The organism is Streptomyces sp. NPDC048278 (assembly GCF_040652195.1).
GTDB lineage: Bacteria > Actinomycetota > Actinomycetes > Streptomycetales > Streptomycetaceae > Streptomyces.
The window spans coordinates 294,618-316,323 of record NZ_JBEZLP010000001.1 but is presented as its reverse complement, the minus strand read 5'-3'; the positions used below and the strand labels follow the sequence as shown (position 1 = coordinate 316,323).

The window sequence follows — 21,706 nt, the reverse complement described above, 5'->3', positions numbered from 1 at the left end:
AGGGTTGAAGCTCCGGCAACAGAAGAGGGCGTGGCGAAGAGGGGACAGCCTCAGGGCCTCGGCCGGCCCCGGCTAACGTCCGCGGACCGCCAGCGCCAGGAACCGGGCGTCCTCGTCCACGTACGACGTCATGCGCCAGCCCGAGCCGGCCAGCAACGGGCCGAGGTTGCCCTCCGCGCGCAGGTCGTCCGGCGTGATCTGCCGTCCCTGGCGCGCCGCCAGGGCGGACCGGCCGATGGGGTGGAACAGGGCGAGGGCACCGCCGGGGCGGACCACGCGTGCCAACTCCCGCAGGTTCTCCGCCGGCCGGGGCAGATGGGCGATCAGGCCGGCGGCGAACACGGCGTCGAGGGACTCCGACCGCACCGGCAGCGCGGCGACGTCGGCGAGCAGCAGCCGCCCGTCACGGTCCCGGCCGGCCTGCCGGGCGGCCCGCAGCATCGCCGGCGTGAGGTCCATCCCGAGGACCACGCCGGTGGGCCCCACGGCCCGGCGGAGCGGCGGCAGGGCGCGTCCGGTGCCGCACCCCGCGTCGAGGACCCGGCCGCCCGGGCGCAGTCCCAGATCGGCGACGGCAGCCGCGTACGCGGGACCGTCGTCGGGGAACCGGCTGTCCCAGTCGGCCGCCCGTGCGGTGAAGAACTCCCGGACATGCGTGTGGTCATCGCTCATGGTCCGCATGATCCCTCACCGTCACGGAGGACGACCCTGTGCGCACGTTCGAGCGGGAGGCGATCGTTCCGGCACATCTCTGAGTCATATTGCAACACCTTTCGAAATGCGCCCCCTTTGTGCGCCCATGCCCCCTAGCGTCCCTGGGCCATGGGACATCTGCACCACGCCACCTTCGGCTGGCTGACCCCCGTGCTGTCGTACGCCATGGCCTGCATAGGCGCCGCACTGGGGCTGCGCTGTACCGTCCGCGCGCTCGCGAGCACCGGCCGCGCGCGCCGCAACTGGCTGCTCACCGCGGCCTCCGCGCTCGGCACCGGCATCTGGACCATGCACTTCGTGGCCATGCTCGGCTTCAGCGTCAGCGGCACCGACATCCGCTACGACGTGCCGCTGACCATCCTCAGCCTGCTCGTCGCCGTGGTCGTCGTCAGCGCCGGCGTCTTCGCCGTCGGCTACAGCCGCGACCGCAACCGGGCACTCCTGCTCGGCGGACTCACCACCGGGCTGGGCGTCGCCAGCATGCACTACCTCGGCATGGCGGCCGTCCGGCTGCACGGCGCCGTGCGCTACGACCCGATGCTCGTCGCGCTCTCCGTCCTCATCGCCGTGGTCGCCGCGACCGCGGCCCTGTGGGCGGCGCTCAACATCAGTTCGCCCGTCGCGGTCACCGTCGCCTCCCTGGTCATGGGAGCGGCCGTCAGCAGCATGCACTACACCGGCATGTTCGCGGTGGGCGTGCACGTCACGCCCTCCGGCAGCCCCCTGCCCGGGGCCACGGCGATGCAGTTCATCTTCCCCCTCGCCGTCGGCCTCGGCTCCTATCTGTTCCTCACCTCGGCCTTCGTCGCGCTCTCGCCCACGGCCGGGGAGCGCGAGGCGTCCGCCTCGGCCCAGCGGCCCGTCGCCGGCGCCGCGCGCTGACCCGGCGCCGACCCACCTCTCCCGAGCGAGGAGGCCATGCGTACACCCCGTAGGACCCCGACAGCAGGCCCGGACACACCGTCACCGCGGCCGGTACGCGGTCGCCGCGCGCACGCCGGACCGCCCGCCGACGAGGCGGACGACGACATGGCCGGCACCGCGGCGGACAACCCGGCCGTCCGGCCCGGAGGGTGGCGGCTCCGCCCGCGGACCGTGCGGGCCAAGGTCGTCTGCCTGCTCATGGTGCCGGTGATGTCCCTGCTCGCCCTCTGGGCGTACGCCACGGTCACCACGGCGCAGGACGTGTCCCGGCTGCGCCAGTCCCAGCGCGTCGACGCCGCCCTGCGCACCCCGGTCGCCACCGCCGTCGCCGCCCTCCAGGCCGAGCGGGCCGCCGCGGTCCGTTACGCGACCGACCCCACCGCCGAACAGACCGCCGACCTCAGAAGGCTGGGCGCCGGCACCGACCAGGCGGTGGCCGCACTGCGGCTCGGCAAGGACAGCACCGTCGCCGACGGCGAGGAACTGCCCTCCGGTGTCGCCCAGCGCCTGAAGGCCTTCGTCACCGGCGCCGAGCAGCTGCGCACCCTGCGGCGAGCGGTGCAGAACCGCGGCACCGGCTGGGACACGGCCTACGGTCAGTACACCCGGGCCATCGCCTCGGCCTTCGCCGTGGACGGCGCCCTCACCGGCATCCAGGCGGACGACATGGGCTCCGACGCGCGCGTGCTGCTCGAGTTCTCCCGGGCGGGCGAGGCGCTGGCCCAGGAGGACGCGGTCCTCGGCGGTGCCCGGCTGGCCGGCGGACTCGACGGCGAGCGGCTGCGGCTGTTCACCGGCGCCGTCGACACCCGCCGAGTCCTCACCGACGCGGCCGTCGCCGACCTGCCCGACGCCCAGCGCACCGCCTGGCACCGGCTCGCCGACGGCGACGACTACAGCGCGCTGGGCGCCGCCGAGGACCGGATCCTCGCGAGCTCGCCCGGAGCCAAGGCGGTCGGCGCGGCCCCGGAAGCCGCCTGGAACACCGCGCACACGCGCGTGCAGGACGGCATGCGCGGCATCCAGGCCGGAACGGCACGCGCGGTGGCCGGCCGAGCCGACCCCTTCGCACGCGGCCTGCTCACCCCGGCCGGCGCCGCCGTCCTGTTCGGTCTGCTCGCCGTGATCGCCTCGCTCGTCATCTCGGTGCGCATCGGGCGCGGCCTCGTCGTCGAGCTGGTGAGCCTGCGCAACAGCGCCCTGGAGATCGCCCGCCGCAAGCTCCCCGAGGCGATGCACAGGCTGCGGGCCGGCGAGGAGATCGACGTCCGCGCCGAGGCGCCCCCGGGACCGCCCGCGGAGGACGAGACCGGACAGGTCGCCGAGGCCCTCGGCACCGTGCACCGCGCCGCCCTGCGCGCCGCCGTGGAACGCGCCGAACTCGCCAGCGGCATCTCGGGAGTCTTCGTCAACCTCGCCCGCCGCAGCCAGATCCTGGTCCACCGCCAGCTGAGCCTGCTGGACAGCATGGAACGCCGCTCCGACGACCCCGGCGAACTGAGCGACCTCTTCCGCCTCGACCACCTCACCACCCGGATGCGCCGCCACGCGGAGAGCCTGATCATCCTCTCCGGCGCCGCCCCGGGCCGGGCCTGGCGGATGCCCGTGTCCCTGACCAACGTGGTACGGGCCGCCGTGTCCGAGGTCGAGGACTACGCGCGCGTGGAGGTACGGCAGCTCCCCGAGGCGGCCGTCGTCGGCGCCGCCGTCGCCGACCTCACGCACCTGCTCGCCGAGGTCGTGGAGAACGCCGCCCAGTTCTCGCCGCCGCACACGCGCGTGCGTGTCACCGGAGAACCCGTGGGCAACGGCTACGCCCTGGAGGTCGAGGACCGCGGCCTCGGCATGGGCCAGGAGACCCTCGCCGAGGCCAACCGGCGCATCGAGCAGTCCGAGGCCCTCGACCTGTTCGACAGCGACCGGCTCGGCCTCTTCGTGGTCAGCAGGCTCGCGGCCCGCCACGGCATCAAGGTGCATCTGCGCACCTCGCCGTACGGCGGCACCACCGCGGTGGTCCTGCTGCCGAAGGCCCTGCTGCACGGCGGCCCGGCGGAACGTCCCGACCGCCCCGCGGCCGACACCGAACAGGCATCCGCGCGCGCCTACGCGCGCGTGCCCGGCGCAGCCGTCCTGCCGGAGCCCGCCTCCGCCGGCCGGCCCGCCCTCGCCGCCACCCGCACCGCACCGCGCCCCGCGCCCGAACCGCCGCCCCCCGGAGTCACCACCTTGAGGCCGCACCGCCCACCGCAGGACTCCGCGCCCTCCGACGACGACCTGCCGCGCCGAATACGGCAGGCCAGCCTCGCCCCCCAACTGCGCGAGCCCCGCGCCGAGGAGCCCGCACCCGCCCGCGGCGGGGACGAGCGCACCCCCGAACTCGTCCGCGACCGCATGACCGCCTACCGCGACGGGTGGACGCGCGGCGGCGGCAGACAACCCGGCCGCGGAGCCGCCCCGGAACCCCGCGAGGGCACCGACCGCACCGAAGGAGACCGCACATGATCCAGGACCCGAGCCCGAGGACGGACCGGCGCTCCGGCGAACTCGACTGGCTGCTGGACGACCTGGTGCTGCGCGTCACCGAGGTACGGCACGCCGTGGTGCTCTCCAACGACGGCCTCGCCGTCGGCGCCTCCACCGGCCTCAAACGGGAGGACGCCGAGCATCTCGCCGCCGTGGCCTCCGGTTTCAACAGCCTCGCCAAGGGCGCCGGACGGCACTTCGGGGCCGGCGGGGTGCGCCAGACCATGGTCGAGATGGACGACGCCTTCCTCTTCGTGGCCGCCGCGGGCGACGGCTCCTGCCTCGCCCTGCTCACCGACGTGACCGCCGACATCGGCCTGGTCGCCTACGAGATGGCCCGCCTCGTCAAGCGCGTCGGCGAGCACCTCTACACCGCACCGCGCGTCGCCGCCCGGCCGCCCGCCGCCGGCTGACCCGGAAGACCGCCACCGATGACCGATTACCTGACCGGCATCCCGCAGGAGCCCGGCAGCCAGTGGTACGACAGCGAGGCCGGGCCCCTGGTCCGCCCCTACGCCATGACCGGGGGCCGCACCGAACCCGGCCCCACCGGGGTGAAGTTCGACCTGATCGCCCTGGTCACGCTCGTCCCGGGCGCGCCCGGCGCGGACGAGGACAGCCCCCTCGGACCCGAACACCGCTCGCTGGTCGACCTGTGCCGGCCCGAGACGCAGTCCGTCGCCGAACTAGCCGCCGGCGCCGACCTCCCCGTCGGCGTGGTCCGGGTGCTCCTGGGCGACCTGCTGGAACTGGGCCGGGTCACCGTGAGCCGCCCGGTGCCACCGGCCCAGCTGCCCGACGAACGGATTCTGCGCGAGGTCATCGAGGGACTGCGGGCCCTGTAGATGAGCATCCGGAACCAACCGGGCCCGAGCCGGCCAGAACAGACGCCTTCCAGCAAGCCCTTCCGAGAGAAGTGATCATGGTCTCCGAGCATCCCGAGCCCACCGCCGACGACACCTCGGCCATGGCGCTCAAGATATTGGTCGCCGGCGGCTTCGGCGTCGGGAAGACCACCCTGGTCGGCGCCGTCAGCGAGATCCGGCCGTTGCGCACCGAGGAGATGCTCAGCGAAGCGGGCCAGCTGGTGGACGACACGGACGGAGTGGACCAGAAGGTCACCACCACGGTCGCCATGGACTTCGGACGGATCACCATCCGCTCCGGCCTCTCCCTGTATCTCTTCGGCACCCCGGGCCAGGACCGCTTCTGGTTCCTCTGGGACGAACTGTCGCAGGGAGCACTCGGCGCCGTCGTCCTCGCCGACACCCGCCGCCTGGAGGACTGCTTCCCGGCGGTCGACTACTTCGAGCACCGGCACATCCCGTTCGTCGTCGCCGTCAACTGCTTCACCGGTGCCCGCTCCTACGGCGCCCACGACGTCTCCCGCGCCCTCGACCTGGACCAGGGCACGCCCGTGGTCCTGTGCGACGCCCGGGACCGGGACTCCGGCAAGGAGGTGCTGATCCGGCTCGTCGAGTACGCCGGGCGGATGCACACCGCCCGGCTCCTCGACTCGGTGGGCTGAGCCTCAGCCCGTGAGGTCCTTGAGCGCCACCACCTTCTCCACGGTGACCCGGACCAGCAGCTCGCCGGGGACGCCGTTGCGGGCGCCGAACTCCTCCGCGCGCTCCGCACCCATGTATCGAGCCGCGATCCGGGTGGCCGAATCGCGCAGTTCGCCCAGGTCCTCCGAGAGCCGGGCGCGCCCGTTCAGCACCACGAAGTGGAAAGGGGGCCGGTCGTCGTCCACACAGAGGGCGACACGCCCGTCACGGGCGAGATTGCGCCCTTTCACGGTGTCTTTCCCGGTGTTGAAGACCAGCTCGTCCCCGTCCAGCAGGAACCAGACAGGCGCCACATGAGGGCTGCCGTCTGCGTTGACGGTGGACAGTTTGCCGGTGCGGGTGCCGTGCGAGACGAACGCCCGCCATTCGTCGTCGGTCATCTTCTCTGCCATGTCCCCATCCTCCTTGCCCGGACGCCGGTGGTGGGGAAGGCTGGCGGGGAGATCCTCCAGCCAGGGGGAGACGGCACACGGGGAGACGCTACGACATGGCGCAGAACCAGGGACTCGGCTGGCTGCTCGACGACCTGACCGAGCGCGTGGAGCACGTACGGCACGCGCTGGTCCTGTCGAACGACGGGCTGGTCACGGGAGCGAGCACCGGCCTCCGCCGGGAGGACGCGGAGCATCTGGCCGCCGTCGCCTCCGGGCTGCACAGCCTCGCCAAGGGCTCAGGACGGCACTTCGGGGCGGGCCAGGTCCGCCAGACGATGATCGAGTACGACGAGGCGGTCCTGTTCGTCACCGCGGCCGGGAGCGGCAGCTGCCTGTGCGTGTTCAGCGGCGCGGAGGCCGACATCGGCCAGATCGCCTACGAGATGACCCTGCTCGTCAACCGCGTCGGCGAGCACCTCGCAGTGGACGCCCGGCAACCGGAGACATCCTCCGCGGCAGACCTCTGACCTGCGAACTCACCCTCGCCGCGGAGTTATCCACAGGCCCGCCACGAGTCCCGCCGAACCGGCTACGGTTTTTCCACGGCGAGCGCACCCGGCGCGAGCCACCCGCTCCACGGGGGAGAACGACCATGTCCGGCACCACCGTTGCCCAGAACCGCCCGCTCACCTGCGCGCCGAGCCGCGCCGCCCGCGAACTGGGCCTCAGGCGGGGCGAGTTCGACCTCGCGGTACACCTCGGACGGATCCGCACCGTGCCCGACGAGGGCGGCGGGGGAGGCCGCCGTGTGCCGCGGACCGAGATCGACCGGCTCCGGAGCCGGTCCGCCTCCCTCGGCGAGAGCGTGCAGGTCGTCGGGACGGCGGAGGGCGCGGCCCTGATGGGCGTCCCGGCGGGCAGGTTCACCCGCTTCGCCAAACTCGGCCTGGTGACTCCGGTCAAGTGGTACCCCAACCGCTACCGGGCCGTGGTCTGGCTCTACCTGGCGGAGGAGCTCGGGCGGTTCGCGGCCGACGAGGACAACTCGCGGCTGCTCACCGGCCGTACGCCCGCGGAGCTGACCGACCGCCTGCGGGCCGGCGCGGACCGGCGGGCCCGGAACTGGCGCGGACGCCACTGCGGCTTCCTGCTGAGGCAGGCGGACGGACCCTGGGAGCGGGCCGGGGTGGTGGCCGGCTTCCTGGATCCCGGTGAGATCGACGATGTCCTCCCCGACCCGCACGAGCGCGCCCACGTGACGGCCTTGCGGCCGGCCCCGCCCGCCCACGGCGCACCGGGCTCGCCCGCCGCGCAGCTCGCCGAGGACCTCATGACGGCCGCCGACCCGGACGAGATCGACTGGTTCAGGCACGACCTGGCACGGGAGGCCGCACAGGCCCGCACGCACCGGCCAGTGCCCCGCCCCGCCGTACCTGCCCGACACCCCGCGCCCGACCGGCCGGCCCACGCCCGAGGCCTGCGCGGCTGGCTGCTCCGCAGAAACCCCAGGCCCGCCCACCACGGACCGGCGGTCGGCTAGAGCGCGCGGAACAGCCCCTCCTGGACGACCGACACCAGCAGCCGCCCTTCGAGGTCGTAGACCCGCCCGCGGGCCAGGCCGAGGCCGCCCGTGGCGATGGGGGACTCCTGCTCGTACAGGAACCACTCGTCCGCGCGGAACGGCCGGTGGAACCACATGGCGTGGTCCAGCGAGGCGATGTCGAAGTTCCGCGGCCCCCACAGCGGTTCGACGGGGACGCGGACAGCGTCCAGGAGCGTCATGTCGCTGGCGTAGGTCAGCGCGCAGGTGTGCACCAGCGGATCGTCGCCCAGCGGGCCGACCGCGCGCATCCACACGGCGCTGCGCGGCTCGGTGCCGGCTATCTCCTCGGGGTGCCAGCGCAGCCGGTCGACGTAGCGGATGTCGAAGGGCTGGCGGCGCGCCATCCGTTCCAGCCGCTCGGGCAGTTCACCCAGATGCTTGCGGATCTCCTCCGCGAGCGTCGGCAGCGACTCCGGGTGCGGCACCTCGCGGAACTGCGGCAGCTGGTGCTCGAAAGCTCCCACTTCGGGCTTGTGGAAGGAGGCGGTCAGATTGAAGATCGTGCGGCCCTGCTGCACGGCGGTGACCCGGCGCGTCGTGAACGACCGCCCGTCCCGGACCCGCTCGACCTGGTACACGATCGGCACGCCCGGCCGGCCGGGCCGCAGGAAGTACGCGTGCAGCGAATGCACCGGGCGGTCGCCCTCCACGGTGCGGCTGGCGGCGACCAGCGCCTGGCCGGCCACCTGGCCGCCGAAGACCCGCTGGAGGGACTCCTGGGGGCTGCGGCCCCGGAAGATGTTGACCTCGATCTGCTCCAGGTCGAGCAGGTCGACCAGTCTCTCGGCCGGGTTGGTCATCGGTTGGATTCTCCTGTGCTGGGACCTGTGCGCGGACCTGCGGCCGAAGCCGTGGCCGAAGCCGTTCCGGGGCTCGTGCTCACAGCTGGCCGACCTCGGTGACACGGACCACCGCGCGGCCCTCGGCGTCGGAGGCCGTCAGGTCGATCTCCGCGCTGATGCCCCAGTCGTGGTCGTCGTTCGGGTCGTCGAAGATCTGCCGGACCCGCCACAGCGCGTTCTGCGGCTCCTCCTGGATCACGAGCAGCTTGGGTCCGCGGGCGTCGGGGCCGGTGCCCAGGTCCTCGTACTCGTCCCAGTACCTGTCCATCGCCTCGCCCCAGGCCTCGGCGTCCCAGCCGGCGTCCGCGTCCATCTCGCCCAGCTCGTCGACCCGGTCGAGAGCGGCGAGCTCCACCCGGCGGAACATCGCGTTGCGCACCAGGACCCGGAAGGCGCGCGCGTTGGCGGTGACCGGCTTGACCTCGTCGGCCTTCTCCTGGGCCTCCTCGGCGGTCATCTCCTCCGGGTTCGCGAGCTGCTCCCACTCGTCCAGCAGGCTGGAGTCGACCTGGCGGACCATCTCGCCCAGCCACTCGATCAGGTCCTGCAGGTCCTCGGACTTCAGGTCGTCCGGGATGTTGTGGTCGAGGGCCTTGTAGGCGCTCGCGAGGTAGCGGAGCACGATGCCCTCGGTGCGGGCCAGCTCGTAGAGCGACACCAACTCGGTGAAGGTCAGCGCCCGTTCGTACATGTCCCGGATGACCGACTTCGGCGACAGCGGGTGGTCGCCGACCCAGGGGTGGCTCTTGCGGTACGTGTTGTACGCGTGGAAGAGCAGCTCCTCCAGGGGCTTCGGGTAGGTGACGTCCTGGAGGCGCTCCATACGCTCCTCGTACTCGACGCCGTCCGCCTTCATCGCGGCGACGGCCTCGCCCTTCGCCTTGTTCATCTGGGCGGCCAGGATCTGGCGCGGGTCGTCCAGGGTGGACTCGACGACGGACACCATGTCGAGGGCGTAGGACGGCGATTCGGGGTCGAGGAGTTCGAACGCGGCCAGGGCGAAGGTCGACAGCGGCTGGTTGAGCGCGAAGTCCTGCTGGAGGTCGACCGTCAGCCGGACGATACGGCCGGTGGCGTCGGGCTCGTCGAGCTTCTCCACGATGCCGCCGTCGAGCAGCGACCGGTAGATCGCGATCGCCCGGCGGATGTGCCGCAGCTGCTGCTTGCGCGGCTCGTGGTTGTCCTCCAGAAGGTGGCGCATCGCGTCGAAGGCGTTGCCCGGGCGGGCGATCACCGACAGCAGCATCGTGTGCGTCACCCGGAACCGCGAGGTCAGCGGCTCCGGCTCGGACGCGATCAGCTTCTCGAAGGTGGTCTCCGTCCAGCCGACGAAGCCCTCCGGCGCCTTCTTGCGTACCACCTTGCGCCGCTTCTTCGGGTCGTCGCCCGCCTTCGCCAGCGCCTTCTCGTTCTCGATGACGTGCTCGGGAGCCTGGGCGACCACAAGACCGGCCGTGTCGAACCCCGCGCGCCCCGCGCGCCCGGCGATCTGGTGGAACTCACGGGCCCGCAGGGTGCGCACCCGGTTGCCGTCGTACTTGGTGAGGGCGGTGAACAGCACCGTGCGGATGGGCACGTTGACGCCCACGCCGAGGGTGTCGGTGCCGCAGATGACCTTCAGCAGACCGGCCTGGGCGAGCTTCTCCACCAGGCGCCGGTACTTGGGGAGCATGCCGGCGTGGTGCACGCCGATGCCGTGCCGGACGTACCGGGAGAGGTTCTGGCCGAACTTGGTGGTGAAGCGGAAGTTGCCGATCAGCTCGGCGATCTGCTCCTTCTCCTCCTTCGAGCACATGTTGATGCTCATCAGGGCCTGCGCCCGCTCCACCGCCTGCGCCTGCGTGAAGTGCACGATGTACACCGGCGCCTGCCTGCTCTCCAGGAGCTCGGTGAGCGTCTCGGTCATCGGGGTGAACTGGTACTCGTAGGAGAGCGGCACCGGACGGGTCGCCGAGCGGACCACGGCCGTGGGGCGGCCGGTCCGGCGGGTCAGGTCCTTCTCGAAGAAGGAGACGTCGCCGAGGGTGGCCGACATGAGGACGAACTGCGCCTGGGGCAGTTCGAGGAGCGGGATCTGCCAGGCCCAGCCGCGGTCGCCCTCGGCGTAGAAGTGGAACTCGTCCATGACGACCTGGCCGACGTCCGCCCGCTTGCCGTCGCGCAGCGCGATGGAGGCGAGGACCTCGGCGGTGCAGCAGATGACGGGCGCGTCGGAGTTCACGGAGGCGTCGCCGGTGAGCATGCCGACGTTCTCGGTGCCGAAGAGCTTGCACAGCTCGAAGAACTTCTCCGACACCAGCGCCTTGATCGGGGCCGTGTAGAAGGTGACCTCGTCCCGGGCCAGCGCGGCGAAGTGCGCGCCCGCGGCGATCATGCTCTTGCCCGAGCCGGTCGGCGTCGACACGATCACGTTCGCCCCGGAGACCGCCTCGATCAGCGCCTCCTCCTGGTGGGGGTAGAGCGTGAGACCGCGCTCCTGCGCCCACGCCTCGAAGGCTTCGTACAGGGCGTCGGGGTCGGCGGTCGGCGGCAGCTGATCGATGAGGGTCACGCCCCCATCTTGCCTGGCCCACCCGCCCAGGGGGGAATCGGCTTCGAGCACGAAGATCATGGCCGCTACGCTGTGTCGCCGACGGAGCGTCATCGCACCCGGTCAACTGGACAGCGGCATACGAGGAATGGGGCGGGCAACGGCCATGATGGGACCAGCACACTCACTGTCGGGGGCCGCCGCCTGGCTCGGCGTAGGAGCCGCGGCGGCAGCGACCGGGCATACGATGCCCTGGCCGGTGCTCCTGGTCGGAGCGCTGATCTGCGCCGGCGCGGCACTCGCCCCGGACCTCGACCACAAGGCGGCGACCATCTCGCGGGCCTTCGGACCCCTGTCCCGCTGGGTCTGCGAGATCGTCGACAAGCTGTCCTACGCCGTCTACAAGGCGACCAGGATGGCGGGCGACCCGCGCCGCAACGGCGGGCACCGGACGCTGACGCACACCTGGGTGTGGGCGGCGCTGATCGGCGGCGGCTGCTCGGCCGCGGCGATCCTCGGCGGCCGTTGGGCGGTGCTGGCGATCCTCTTCGCGCACATGGTGCTGGCGATCGAGGGCCTGCTGTGGCGGGCGGCGCGCGGCTCCAGCAGCGACATCCTGGTGTGGCTGCTGGCGGCGACCAGCGCCTGGATCCTGGCGCAGATACTGGACAAGCCGGGCAACGGCGCGGACTGGCTGTTCACCCAGCCCGGCCAGGAGTACCTGTGGCTGGGGCTGCCGGTGGTGCTGGGGGCGCTGGTGCACGACATCGGGGACGCGCTGACCGTCTCCGGCTGCCCGATCCTGTGGCCCATCCCGATCGGCCGCAGGCGCTGGTACCCGCTGGGCCCGCCGAAGGTGATGCGGTTCCGCGCGGGCAGCTGGGTCGAGCTCAAGGTGCTCATGCCGGTGTTCATGGTGCTCGGCGGCATAGGCTGCGCGGCGGCTCTCAACGTGATCTGACCCGCGGCCCGGCCGGCCACGGGTCCGGAGTGCCCCGAGGGTCAGCCCGCCGTCCCCGAGCCGCCTCCGTACCGGCGCTCGAACGCGGCGACGCGGCCCTCGGTGTCCACCGTGCGGGCCTTCCCGGTGTAGAAGGGGTGGCTCTCGGACGAGATCTCCACGTCGACCACCGGGTAGGTCTCGCCGTCGTCCCACTCGATGGTCTGGTCGCTGGTCGCCGTGGACCGGGTCAGGAAGGCGTAGCCGGCGGCGCGGTCGCGGAAGACCACGGGGTGGTAGTCGGGATGCTTGTCCTGCTGCATGGCGGCTCCTCGAAGGACGGGGCGGTGGGGCAGGGGCGGACCGGTTCAGCCGTAGGCGGTGTCCTCGTCGACGATGTGCATCGCGGCCTCCTCCGCGGAGGCCCCGGCGCCGTCGATGCCGATGTCGGTCGCGACGAGGCCGTTCTCGTCGTCCTCGTGCGCCCCCTCGTTCGGGGCCACGAGGCGGCCGGAGCGCAGGTCGCCGACCTCGTTGTCCAGGAGTTCGCCGTCGCTGCCCTGGCAGTCGCCGATGCCGTCGCCGTCGGGGACGGCCGGATCGGGCAGCTCCTCGGCGAGCCGCTGGTCCAGGGTCTCGCCCCGGTGGCCCTCCGCCGCGGTCACCCCGGTGTGCTCCACCGCCCACGGCCGCTCGGGCGGGGACCAGCCACGGTCCAGGGGATCGCTGACGCCGTCGGACTCCAGTGTGTCCTCCACGTCGAGCAGCCCCGTGTCCTCACGGATCTCGGATCCGTCGGGCTGGTAGACGTCGTCCCCCCATCCGTCGGCGGTGGTCACGGCTACCTCCAGGGAGTGAGGACGCGGTCCGCGGGGCGGGCCGCCGGCACGCTCGGCACGGGCGCGCGGCGCGAACCGTACGGTTCCCGGCCGGTCCCCGAACCGGTGCCGCTCTCCAGCCTTCCACCCCTGCTCGCACCCGCGCAACGGCACGGGGCGCGACCTGCGACGCACCGCACCCCGCGCCCCGGCCGCCGCACCGCACCCCATGCCCCGGCCGCCTGGGCCCGCGCCCCGGCCGCCGCATCCTGTGCCCCGGCCGCCTCCGCCCCGTCACCCGTGCCAGGACCGCCACAGCGCCGCGTAGGCGCCGTCGGCCGCCACCAGCGTGTCGTGGCTGCCGAGCTCGCTGATCCGGCCGTTCTCGACCACGGCGATGACGTCCGCGTCATGGGCGGTGTGCAGCCGGTGCGCGATGGCGACCACCGTGCGGCCGTCCAGGACCCGGGCGAGGGAGCGTTCCAGATGGCGGGCCGCGCGCGGGTCCAGGAGCGAGGTCGCCTCGTCCAGGACCAGCGTGTGCGGGTCGGCCAGCACCAGCCGGGCCAGCGCGATCTGCTGCGCCTGCGCCGGGGTCAGGGCGACCCCGCCGGAGCCGACCTCGGTGTCCAGGCCCTCCTCCAGGGCCCGCGCCCAGCCGTCCGCGTCGACCGCGCCGAGCGCCGCCCACAGCTCGGCGTCCTCCGCGCCGGTCCGGGCGAGCAGCAGGTTGTCGCGCAGGGAGCCCACGAAGACGTGGTGCTCCTGGTTGACGAGGGCGACATGGGAACGGACCCGCTCGGCGGTCATCCGGGACAGCTCCGCGCCGCCCAGGGTGATCCGGCCGTCCCGGGGCGCGTAGATCCCGGCGAGCAGCCGGCCGAGGGTGGACTTGCCGGCGCCGGAGGGGCCGACCAGGGCCAGCCGGGTGCCGGGCGCCACCTCCAGGGAGACCTCGCGCAGTACGTCGACGCCCTGGAGGTAGCCGAAGCGGACCTCGTCCGCGTGCACCTCCCGGCCGGCCGGGGCCAGCGCGGCGTCCCCCGCGTCCGGCTCGATGTCCCGGACGCCGACCAGCCGGGCCAGCGACACCTGAGCGACCTGGACCTCGTCGTACCAGCGCAGGATCAGGTTCACCGGATCGACGAGCATCTGGGCGATGAGCGCGCCCGTGGTCAGCTGGCCGACGTCGATCCAGCCCTTCAGGACGAAGACGCCGCCGATCATCAGCACCGAGCCGAGGACCGTGGTGTGGGTGGCGTTGACGGCCGGGAACAGCACGGACCGCAGCCACAGGGTGTAGCGCTCCCACGCCGTCCACTCCTTGACCCGGCGCTCCGACAGGGCGATGCGGCGGGCGGCGAGCCGGTGTGCCTCGATGGTGTGCCCCGCGTCCACGGACTCCGCGAGGGCGGCGGCCACGGACGCGTACCCGGCGGCCTCGGAGCGGTACCCCGAGGGCGCCCGCCGGAAGTACCAGCGGCACACGACCACCAGGAGCGGCACGGCGAGCAGCACGGTGGCGGCCAGCGGGGGAGCCGTGACCGCGAGTCCGCCGATCAGCAGCACGACCCAGACCACGCCGATCGACAGCTGCGGCACGGCCTCCCGCATGGCGTTGGCGAGGCGGTCGATGTCCGTGGTGATGCGGGACAGCAGGTCGCCCGTGCCCGCCCGCTCCAGGACGCCCGGCGGCAGCCCGACCGACCGGACGAGGAAGTCCTCGCGCAGATCGGCCAGCATCCGCTCGCCGAGCACGGCACCCCGCAGCCGCACCTCCCGCACGAAGACGGCCTGGACGGCGAGCGCGAGCAGGAACAGGCCGATGGTCAGGCCCAGACGGAGCTCGCGGGCGCCGTCGGAGACCCGCTCGACGACCCCGCCCAGCAAGTAGGGGCCGGCCATGGAGGCGACCACGGCCACCGTGTTGACGGCGATGAGGAGGACGAAGGCCCGGCGGTGCCGGCGGAACAGTTCGGCCACGTAGGCGCGGACGGTCGCGGTGGCGCCGACCGGGAGGGTGGTGGCCGTGGTCGGGGCCGCCGGGTCGTATGCCGGTGGCGCGACGCCGATCATGCGCTCTCCTCGATCTCTTCCAGCGCCCTGCGGGCTCGCAGCGCGGATTCGGTGCCGTCCGCCCCGCCTCGTAGCGCGACTTCGTTCTCTTCGGGCGCCGCGCCTCGCTGCGCGGTCTCCTCGTCGGTCCCGCCCCGCAGGGCGACCTCGTCGTCCGTCTCACGTGTCACCACCGACCGGTACCGGCGCTCGGTGCGCACCAGTTCGCGGTGCACGCCGACCGCGGCGACCTCGCCCTCGTGGACCAGGACCACCCGGTCGGCCCGGTCGAGGAGCAGCGGCGAGGAGGTGAGGACGACGGTCGTGCGGCCGGACCGCAGCGAGCGGATTCCCTCGGCGATCCGGGCCTCGGTGTGCGAGTCGACGGCGGAGGTGGGTTCGTCGAGGACGAGCACCCCGGGGTCGGTGATCAGCGACCGGGCCAGGGCGAGCCGCTGGCGCTGGCCGCCCGAGAGGGACCTGCCCCGCTCGGTGATCCGGGCGTCGAGCGGGTCGGTGACGTCCAGCGAGCCCTGGACCAGGGCGTCCAGGACGTCGGCGCACTGGGCGGCGGCCAGCGCGTCCTCGGCCCGTACGGACCCGGAGGCCGGTACGTCGAGCAGTTCCCGCAGCGAACCGGAGAGCAGCACCGGGTCCTTGTCCTGGACGAGCACCGCGGTGCGGGCGGCCTCCAGGGGCAGTTCGTCGAGCGGTACGCCGTCGAGCAGCACCGAGGTGCCGGCCTCGGCGGGGTGGCCGCCCAGCCGTTCGGCGAGGCGCCCGGCCGCGTCGGGGTCGCCGCAGACCACGGCGGTCAGCCGGCCCGCGGGCGCGAGCAGACCGGTGGCCGGGTCGTACAGGTCGCCGTCCGGCACCGTGTCCGCCCGCGAGCCGCCGGTGTCGGTGGCCCGTTGCAGGGAGAGCACCCGGGCCGCCCGTTTCGCCGACGGGCGGGAGAAGGAGTAGGCCATGGCGATCTCGGTGAAGTGCTGCAAGGGGTAGTTGAGGATCATGACCGCGCTGTAGACGGTGACCAGTTCGCCGACGGTGACGCGGCCCTGCCGGGCCAGGTGCACGCCGTGCCAGACGACGGCGATCAGCAGCAGCCCGGGCAGCAGCACCTGGATCGCGGAGATCAGCGACCACATCCGGGCGCTGCGCACGGCGGCGTGCCGTACCTCCTGGGAGGCGCGGCGGTAGCGGTCGAGGAAGAGGTCCTCGCCGCCGATGCCGCGCAGCACGCGCAGTCCCGCGACGGTGTCCGAGGCCAGCTCGGTGGCCCGGCCGGCCTTGGTGCGCTGGAAGTCGGCGCGCCGGGTGGCCCGGGGCAGCAGCGGCAGCACGGACAGCGCGACCAGGGGCAGCCCGGCGGCCACGACCCAGCCGAGGGCCGGCTGGTAGAGGACCAGGGAGACGCCGACCACGACGACCGTCAGCGCGGCGGCCGTGAACCGGGAGACCGCCTCCACGAACCAGCCGATCTTCTCGACGTCGCCGGTGGAGACGGCCACCACCTCGCCGGCCGCCACCCGCCGGGTCAGCGCGGAGCCCAGCTGGGCGGCCTTGCGGGCGAGCAGTTGCTGGACCCGGGCGGCGGCGGTGATCCAGTTGGTGACGGCGGCCCGGTGCAGGAAGGTGTCGCCGACGGCGATCGCCGTGCCGCACAGCACCAGCAGACCGCCCGTCAGGGCCAGCCGGGTGCCGGAGCGGTCGACGACGGCCTGGACGGCGAGGCCCACGCAGAACGGGAGCGCGGAGACGGACACGAAGTGCAGCAGTCCCCAGGCCAGTGCCTTGAGCTGACCGCCCAGCTGGTTCCGCCCCAGCCACCACAGGAACCGGGGACCCGAACGCGCGTCGGGCACGCCCGGATCGGAGTACGGAAGATCTTGAATCTGCATGGCGTCCCAGCGGCTCGGGTCGGGGGAGGTGGCGACAAGCCGTGAAAGGTTCGCGTCGGAGCGTCGTCGAAATCAAACGGTTTTTCCGGCCGGCCGTCGAAATCCGCTCCCTTCAGGCCAGGGCCTGCCGCCCCAAACGCGCTGAATGCCATGCAATTCAGTTGATTGCCCGGTATGTGATGCCAGGATGGCCGGGTGAAGATCAAGAGCGTCCGGCGGACGACCGTCATGGCGGCGGCGGTCATCGGGGCCGCCCTGGTGACCCTGAGCGCCTGTGAGGCGTCACCGGGCGGTGGCGGGAAGAACGGCCTGCCGGGACCTCACCCCGCGGCCCCGGGCAGCCCGTCGGCCCTGAGACGAGCCGCGGCGGGTCCGGGGTGGCAGCAGCCGGACCCGGCCTGGACCGTCGGGGACGCGGACCGGCTGCCGGGCGTCGGCGCGCTGTTCCGGGCGGAGATCCCCGCGGACTCCCGCCAGGTCGTCGCCGTGTACGGCGAGGGCGCGGACTCGGCCGACTCCACGGTCGTGCTGTACAGCCGGGAGGACCGTGGCTGGCGCCCGGTGGGCAGTTGGCCCGCCCACAACGGGCGGTCCGGGTGGACCGTCGACCACCACGCGGGTGACGGGCGCAGCCCGGTGGGCGTGTTCACCGTCACCGACGCCGGCGGAGTCCTTCCCGACCCGGGCACCCGGCTCTCCTACGCCCAGGGCCGGGAGCTCTACACGCCCCCGCACTCCTGGAGGCCGGCGTACCGGCACGACTTCGACTACGTCATCGCCATCGACTACAACCGCCTGCGGGGCACACCGCCGCACGACACCACCCACCCCTGGGGCAACGGCCGGGGCGGCGGCATCTGGCTCCACCTCGACCACGGCAGCGGCACCTCGGCGTGCATCGGCCTGTCCAAGGAGGCCATGGAGTACCTGCTGCGTACCCTCGACCCGGCCCGCGACCCCGTCGTGGTGATGGGGGACCGGCCGAGCCTGCTGTCCTAGCGTGCCCCCCGGGTCCGGGCCCGGTGCCGTGGTCACTGCGCGTCCGGGACGGCCTCGCTCCCGGCCGAGCCCGTCGTGCCGGCGGAGCCCGTCGTGCCGGTAGTGCCGGTAGTGCCGGTGGTGCTGGTGGAGTCCGTGTCCACCACGTCCACGTCGTCCACCCGGACGTAGGCGAGCCGGTGGCCGAACTGGATCTCGTAGTACCTCTCCTGACCCACCACCACGGGCTGGGGTGAGGCCGCGAAGGTGGACCGGTCGACGTAGGAGCCGCCGAGGTCGGACTGTGTCACGTACCGCTGGCCCGCCCGCAGGGTGTACGGCAGCGGCGCCTCGTCCTCCTCCTCCATCCCCTCCGGGTAGGCCTCCTCCTCCGGCAGGGCCCGCCCGAACACCGGGATCTCGTCCAGCCCCTCCTTCGGCGTCACCATGCGACCGCTCGCACCGACGGCCGTCGGATGCACCGCGGGGTTCTTGAACCACGCCTTGTTGCCCTGGTACCAGATCGCGGTCCACTCGCCGCTGCGGTCGGCCACGGCGAAGGTCTGCCCGGTGGAGGCCCGGGAACCCAGGTCGCTCACGTCCTCCGTGGACGGGTCGCCGTCAGGCCTGCGGCCCGGGTCCTGGATCAGCGGGGCGTTCTCGTCCGGCCGGGTGTAGAGGCGGACGGCGCTGGAGCCGTGCGGCAGGCACGGTTTGCCGTCGCCGTCGCAGCCCGTGTACCGCGGTTTGTGGGTGGCGTAGTCCGGCAGGATCATCACCATGGGGCTGTCCGGTCCGGCCGTGGCCTTCAGCGGTGCGCCGAGCAGGTCGAAGTAGTGCCGCCAGTCCCAGAACGGCCCCGGGTCCTCGTGCATCTCGGGGATGCTGTCGCCGGTCGGGGACGGCACGTTGTCATGGCCGAAGATGTGCTGCCGGTCCATCGGGACGTCGTACTTCTTCGCCAGGTAGCGCACCAGGCGGGCCGAGGAGCGGTACATCTGCTCCGTGTACCAGGTGCCGGGGTGGGCGAGGAAACCCTCGTGCTCGATGCCGATCGAGCGGGCGTTCACGAACTTGCTGCCGGAGTGCCAGGCCTCGTCCTTGGTCCTGACGTGCTGGGTGATGTGGCCGTCGCTGGAGCGGATCGAGTAGTGCCAGGACGCCTCGGTCGGGTCCTGCACGGTCTTGAACATGTTCGGCAGCGTCGACTCGGTGTCGTGGATGACGATGTACTCGATCTGCTGGTCCCGGGGCCGGTCGGCGAGGTCGTGGTTGCCGTAGTCGCCGTCGTCGTCGATCTCCTCGTAGGGTGCGGCGAGCCAGTCGCAGGCCACCTCGGGCGGGCACTCGACCTCCTTCGGCCGCTTGGGGGCCTGCGGTCCGTGGTGCGGGCTGACACCCGGGGTGGCGGGAAGGGTGACCTCCTGTCCCTCGGCGGTGGTCCGGTGGGCGCCCCGGCGGATCAGCCCGAAGACGTCGTTGGCGTACGTCGTCGCCGACGTGATGTCACGGGTGCCGGGGAAACGTTCCACCGCCTGCCACCAGTCGTCCGGGTCGGCACTGAGCGGCTTGCCGAGATGCCGCTGGGCGGCGGCCAGCAGCGCCGCGCCGCCGCGTACGTTGGCGACGGCGTCCGTCCGCAGCTGCCGGGCGGGGGCCTTGATCAGCCGTGCGGCGCGTTGCAGGTCCGCGGGCCGCACGGCGTGACCGCCGGTGCTGAACGCCGTTCCGGCGAGCGGGTCGGACCGGCCGCCGTCCGGCGCCGGCGCGCCCGGTGCGGGGGACTGGGCCGAGGTGGGGTCACGGGTGGTGTCCACCAGGTGCATCGGGCCGTAGCCCCCCGCGACGCTCGGGGCGCCCGGGTGGGTGTCCCAGCGCGACTGCATGTAGGACACGCCCATGAGCACGCTGCGCGGCACGTGGAACTCGCGCGCGGCGTCGGTGAAGGCGTTCTGCAGACGCTGGTCCTCCGAGTCGTCGGTGCCGGACAGCGGGAGGATCAGCAGCGGTGGCAGCAGCGCGGCCGTCGCGATCAGGCAGGCCGTCAGGCGGCACGTCCGGAGGGCACTGGGCACACGTGGAGCGACAGTTCTTCTCATACCAGAGGGTCTCCAACCGCTTGCTGAGGGTCTCCAAGCACGCTCGTCGCAACCAGGGCAAGGGGGTTGCCCTTCACGTCACCCCTCGTACGTTTCCGTGCCCGGCGCGACACGGCGCGCCGAGCGTCGACCGGGTGGCCCAGCGCTCCGGCAGAGGCCACCCGGTCGGCGGGCAACGGCCCGGCGTCCGGCGACGGCCGCGCACCGCGCGGACTCAGTCCTCGACCGGGTCCGTCCGCCAGTCGGGATGACCCGGCATCGGCGGCGTGTCGGGCCCGTACAGCCAAGGCGTCAGAAACGGCGTCAGATCCTTGCCCGCGACCCTGGAGGCGAGGGCGAGGAAGTCCCGGGTGCCGGCCGCGCGGCCCCGGTACTCGGTGACCCAGGCCCGCTCGATCCGGTCGAACGTCTCGTCACCGACCTTCTCCCGCAGGGCATACAGCACCAGCGCCGAGCCGTCGTAGCGCATCACCTTGAAGAGCGTCGGCCCGGTGGGCTCGGCGGGCGCCCCGTCGTCGTGGCGCCACTGGTCGTGCTGCTCGTACGCCGCCCGCATGGCGTCCTCCATGCTCACGCCGCCGTGCTCGGCGGAGTACAGCCGTTCGTAGAAACGGGCGTGACCCTCGCTCAGCCACAGGTCGGACCAGCGCCGGACGGCGACGCTGTCGCCGGTCCAATGGTGTGTCAGCTCGTGGACGAGATTGCGTTCGGCGTCGACCCGGTCGCCCAGCAGGTCGTCCTTGGGCACGAGGGACAGCGACTGCGTCTCCAGCGCCACCGGCAGCTCGGTGTCCCCGACCAGCACGCCGTAGCGGCGGAACGGGTACGGGCCGAGCCGCTGTTCCAGCCAGGCGAGGTGCTCCGGGGTGAGCGAGCGTTCGTCCTCGGTGTCCGAGACCAGGTCGTCCGGCACCACGTCCCGCACGGCCAGGCCGCCCGGCCCCCGGCCGGCGACGAACGTGAACTTCCCGATCGCCAGCTGGACCAGCTGGGCCGCGACGGGGTCCTCGGAGTCGTACGTCCACTGCACCCGCCCGCCGGGCTGCCGGACGCGCTCGACGAGCCGGCCGTTGGCCACCGCGCTCACATCGGGCGGAGTGGTGATGTGGAAGGTGACGGGCGCCCGGAGGCTGGGGTGGTCGTCGGCCGGGAAGATCATTTTGGCGCCGTCGGGCTGTCCGCAGACCAGGGTGCCGTCGGGGGTGGGCACCCAGCCGTACTCCCGGATCGCGTCGCTCCGCTGCCGTCGCTGGGTCGGGTCGGCCGTGTAGGAGACCCGGACGGTGAACGTGCTGCCCCGCGGGATCGGCCGCGCGGGGGTGACGACGAGTTCGTCGCCGTCCCGTACGGCGTGGGCGGGCGCCCCGTCGACGGTGACCCGGTGCAGTGTGTTGCCCGCGAAGTCCAGGTCGAAGCGGGACAGGGCCTGGGTGGCGGTGGCGCTGATGGTGGTACCGGCCGGGAAGGGCGTCCGGGGGGCCCGCCAGTCGAGGTCGAGCGTGTAACGGCGGACCGTGTAGCCGCCGTTGCCGTCCAGCGGCATGAGCGGGTCGCCGATCCCGGGCGCGCCGGGGGACGGGACGGCACCGGACGAGGCGGCCGAGGCGCCGGGGGCGGCGGAGCCGTGGCCCCGGTGCGGGTCACCGCCCGAACAGCCGGTGCCGGTGAGCGCGACGGCTCCCGTGAACGCGAGGGCGGCGCGCAGGGCGCGAGCGGTCTTGATCTCCATGGCAGCACTGTGACAGCGCTGTCCGCTCATAGCACCATTTGTTCGTAGGGTGTGTGCCCGCCCGGTCCGGGTGGCCGAACGGCTTGCTGTCGACGGGACCCGCCATTG

19 protein-coding genes are annotated in these 21,706 nt (G+C 73.0%); 9 read left to right on the top strand and 10 right to left on the bottom strand.

Annotated elements, in window-relative coordinates; all coding sequences use genetic code 11:
• Positions 1-72 precede the first annotated feature (72 nt).
• Positions 73-681, bottom strand: coding sequence for a class I SAM-dependent methyltransferase (locus AB0D74_RS01455; protein ID WP_362579005.1), 609 nt, complete (start codon positions 679-681; stop codon positions 73-75).
• A gap of 141 nt (positions 682-822) precedes the next feature.
• Here AB0D74_RS01455 and AB0D74_RS01450 point away from each other — a divergent pair, with 141 nt between their 5' ends.
• The 5 genes from AB0D74_RS01450 to AB0D74_RS01430 all read left to right on the top strand — a co-directional run bounded on the left by AB0D74_RS01450 (position 823) and on the right by AB0D74_RS01430 (position 5,689).
• Positions 823-1,596, top strand: a complete 774-nt coding sequence (locus tag AB0D74_RS01450) for an MHYT domain-containing protein (protein WP_362579002.1) — start codon at positions 823-825, stop codon at positions 1,594-1,596.
• 36 nt (positions 1,597-1,632) lie between these two features.
• Positions 1,633-4,140 (top strand): nitrate- and nitrite sensing domain-containing protein, encoded by a 2,508-nt coding sequence (locus AB0D74_RS01445; RefSeq protein WP_362578998.1) that lies wholly within the window; start codon positions 1,633-1,635, stop codon positions 4,138-4,140.
• Positions 4,137-4,574, top strand: coding sequence for a roadblock/LC7 domain-containing protein (locus tag AB0D74_RS01440; RefSeq protein WP_362578995.1), 438 nt, complete (start codon positions 4,137-4,139; stop codon positions 4,572-4,574). The genes AB0D74_RS01445 and AB0D74_RS01440 overlap by 4 nt, the downstream gene beginning before the upstream one ends.
• 18 nt (positions 4,575-4,592) lie before the next feature.
• Positions 4,593-5,006, top strand: coding sequence for a DUF742 domain-containing protein (locus tag AB0D74_RS01435; protein ID WP_362578991.1), 414 nt, complete (start codon positions 4,593-4,595; stop codon positions 5,004-5,006).
• 77 nt (positions 5,007-5,083) lie between these two features.
• Complete coding sequence (locus tag AB0D74_RS01430) at positions 5,084-5,689, top strand: ATP/GTP-binding protein (protein ID WP_362578989.1); 606 nt, start codon at positions 5,084-5,086, stop codon at positions 5,687-5,689.
• Positions 5,690-5,692: 3 nt separating this feature from the next.
• Here the strand turns inward: AB0D74_RS01430 and AB0D74_RS01425 are convergent, their stop codons facing one another.
• Positions 5,693-6,121, bottom strand: a complete 429-nt coding sequence (locus tag AB0D74_RS01425) for a PPOX class F420-dependent oxidoreductase (RefSeq protein ID WP_362578986.1) — start codon at positions 6,119-6,121, stop codon at positions 5,693-5,695.
• A 95-nt stretch (positions 6,122-6,216) separates the two neighbouring features.
• On the opposite strand from AB0D74_RS01425, the gene AB0D74_RS01420 reads away from it, so the two are divergent.
• Entirely contained in the window at positions 6,217-6,630 is a 414-nt protein-coding gene (locus AB0D74_RS01420; protein ID WP_362578983.1) for a roadblock/LC7 domain-containing protein, read from the top strand.
• A gap of 125 nt (positions 6,631-6,755) precedes the next feature.
• Positions 6,756-7,643 (top strand): DUF6397 family protein, encoded by an 888-nt coding sequence (locus AB0D74_RS01415; protein ID WP_362578980.1) that lies wholly within the window; start codon positions 6,756-6,758, stop codon positions 7,641-7,643.
• Here the strand turns inward: AB0D74_RS01415 and AB0D74_RS01410 are convergent.
• On the bottom strand, positions 7,640-8,506 hold the full coding sequence (locus tag AB0D74_RS01410; protein WP_362578977.1) for an acyl-CoA thioesterase II: 867 nt from the start codon (positions 8,504-8,506) through the stop codon (positions 7,640-7,642). The genes AB0D74_RS01415 and AB0D74_RS01410 overlap by 4 nt on opposite strands.
• Before the next feature lie 79 nt (positions 8,507-8,585).
• The gene (locus tag AB0D74_RS01405; protein WP_362578974.1) at positions 8,586-11,099 is read right to left on the bottom strand and encodes a DUF3516 domain-containing protein; all 2,514 of its coding nucleotides are present in this window, start codon (positions 11,097-11,099) and stop codon (positions 8,586-8,588) included.
• 145 nt (positions 11,100-11,244) lie between these two features.
• On the opposite strand from AB0D74_RS01405, the gene AB0D74_RS01400 reads away from it, so the two are divergent.
• Positions 11,245-12,039 carry a metal-dependent hydrolase gene (locus tag AB0D74_RS01400; RefSeq protein ID WP_362578971.1) on the top strand — a complete coding sequence of 265 codons (795 nt, stop codon included), beginning with the start codon at positions 11,245-11,247 and terminating at the stop codon, positions 12,037-12,039.
• Positions 12,040-12,080: 41 nt separating this feature from the next.
• Here AB0D74_RS01400 and AB0D74_RS01395 read toward each other — a convergent pair whose 3' ends face one another.
• From AB0D74_RS01395 to AB0D74_RS01380, 4 genes are all read right to left on the bottom strand, one after another.
• Positions 12,081-12,341 carry a type B 50S ribosomal protein L31 gene (locus AB0D74_RS01395; RefSeq protein WP_362578968.1) on the bottom strand — a complete coding sequence of 87 codons (261 nt, stop codon included), beginning with the start codon at positions 12,339-12,341 and terminating at the stop codon, positions 12,081-12,083.
• A gap of 45 nt (positions 12,342-12,386) precedes the next feature.
• A complete protein-coding gene (locus tag AB0D74_RS01390; protein WP_362578966.1) occupies positions 12,387-12,857 on the bottom strand; it encodes a DUF5709 domain-containing protein in 471 nt (156 codons plus the stop codon).
• Positions 12,858-13,130: 273 nt separating this feature from the next.
• The gene (locus AB0D74_RS01385; protein ID WP_362578964.1) at positions 13,131-14,912 is read right to left on the bottom strand and encodes an ABC transporter ATP-binding protein; all 1,782 of its coding nucleotides are present in this window, start codon (positions 14,910-14,912) and stop codon (positions 13,131-13,133) included.
• On the bottom strand, positions 14,909-16,792 hold the full coding sequence (locus tag AB0D74_RS01380; RefSeq protein ID WP_362578961.1) for an ABC transporter ATP-binding protein: 1,884 nt from the start codon (positions 16,790-16,792) through the stop codon (positions 14,909-14,911). The genes AB0D74_RS01385 and AB0D74_RS01380 overlap by 4 nt, the downstream gene beginning before the upstream one ends.
• Positions 16,793-16,987: 195 nt before the next feature.
• Between AB0D74_RS01380 and AB0D74_RS01375 the strand changes: the two genes are divergently transcribed.
• Entirely contained in the window at positions 16,988-17,791 is an 804-nt protein-coding gene (locus AB0D74_RS01375; RefSeq protein WP_362578958.1) for a L,D-transpeptidase family protein, read from the top strand.
• Between the two features lie 32 nt (positions 17,792-17,823).
• Here the strand turns inward: AB0D74_RS01375 and AB0D74_RS01370 are convergent, their stop codons facing one another.
• Both AB0D74_RS01370 and AB0D74_RS01365 read right to left on the bottom strand, forming a co-directional pair.
• Entirely contained in the window at positions 17,824-19,845 is a 2,022-nt protein-coding gene (locus tag AB0D74_RS01370) for a peptidoglycan recognition family protein (protein WP_362578955.1), read from the bottom strand.
• A gap of 238 nt (positions 19,846-20,083) precedes the next feature.
• A complete protein-coding gene (locus tag AB0D74_RS01365) occupies positions 20,084-21,598 on the bottom strand; it encodes a M1 family metallopeptidase (protein ID WP_362578952.1) in 1,515 nt (504 codons plus the stop codon).
• Between the last annotated feature and the right edge of the window lie 108 nt (positions 21,599-21,706).

Excerpts from the sequence above, each read along its gene's own strand:
- AB0D74_RS01425 (WP_362578986.1), bottom strand. The coding sequence starts at position 6,121 with ATGGCAGAGAAGATGACCGACGACGAATGGCGGGCGTTCGTCTCGCAC.
- AB0D74_RS01385 (WP_362578964.1), bottom strand. The coding sequence starts at position 14,912 with ATGATCGGCGTCGCGCCACCGGCATACGACCCGGCGGCCCCGACCACG.
- AB0D74_RS01365 (WP_362578952.1), bottom strand. The coding sequence starts at position 21,598 with ATGGAGATCAAGACCGCTCGCGCCCTGCGCGCCGCCCTCGCGTTCACG.
- AB0D74_RS01445 (WP_362578998.1), top strand. The coding sequence starts at position 1,633 with ATGCGTACACCCCGTAGGACCCCGACAGCAGGCCCGGACACACCGTCA.
- AB0D74_RS01400 (WP_362578971.1), top strand. The coding sequence starts at position 11,245 with ATGATGGGACCAGCACACTCACTGTCGGGGGCCGCCGCCTGGCTCGGC.
- AB0D74_RS01415 (WP_362578980.1), top strand. The coding sequence starts at position 6,756 with ATGTCCGGCACCACCGTTGCCCAGAACCGCCCGCTCACCTGCGCGCCG.
- AB0D74_RS01380 (WP_362578961.1), bottom strand. The coding sequence starts at position 16,792 with ATGCAGATTCAAGATCTTCCGTACTCCGATCCGGGCGTGCCCGACGCG.
- AB0D74_RS01395 (WP_362578968.1), bottom strand. The coding sequence starts at position 12,341 with ATGCAGCAGGACAAGCATCCCGACTACCACCCCGTGGTCTTCCGCGAC.
- AB0D74_RS01435 (WP_362578991.1), top strand. The coding sequence starts at position 4,593 with ATGACCGATTACCTGACCGGCATCCCGCAGGAGCCCGGCAGCCAGTGG.
- AB0D74_RS01430 (WP_362578989.1), top strand. The coding sequence starts at position 5,084 with ATGGTCTCCGAGCATCCCGAGCCCACCGCCGACGACACCTCGGCCATG.
- AB0D74_RS01455 (WP_362579005.1), bottom strand. The coding sequence starts at position 681 with ATGCGGACCATGAGCGATGACCACACGCATGTCCGGGAGTTCTTCACC.
- AB0D74_RS01450 (WP_362579002.1), top strand. The coding sequence starts at position 823 with ATGGGACATCTGCACCACGCCACCTTCGGCTGGCTGACCCCCGTGCTG.
- AB0D74_RS01420 (WP_362578983.1), top strand. The coding sequence starts at position 6,217 with ATGGCGCAGAACCAGGGACTCGGCTGGCTGCTCGACGACCTGACCGAG.
- AB0D74_RS01410 (WP_362578977.1), bottom strand. The coding sequence starts at position 8,506 with ATGACCAACCCGGCCGAGAGACTGGTCGACCTGCTCGACCTGGAGCAG.
- AB0D74_RS01440 (WP_362578995.1), top strand. The coding sequence starts at position 4,137 with ATGATCCAGGACCCGAGCCCGAGGACGGACCGGCGCTCCGGCGAACTC.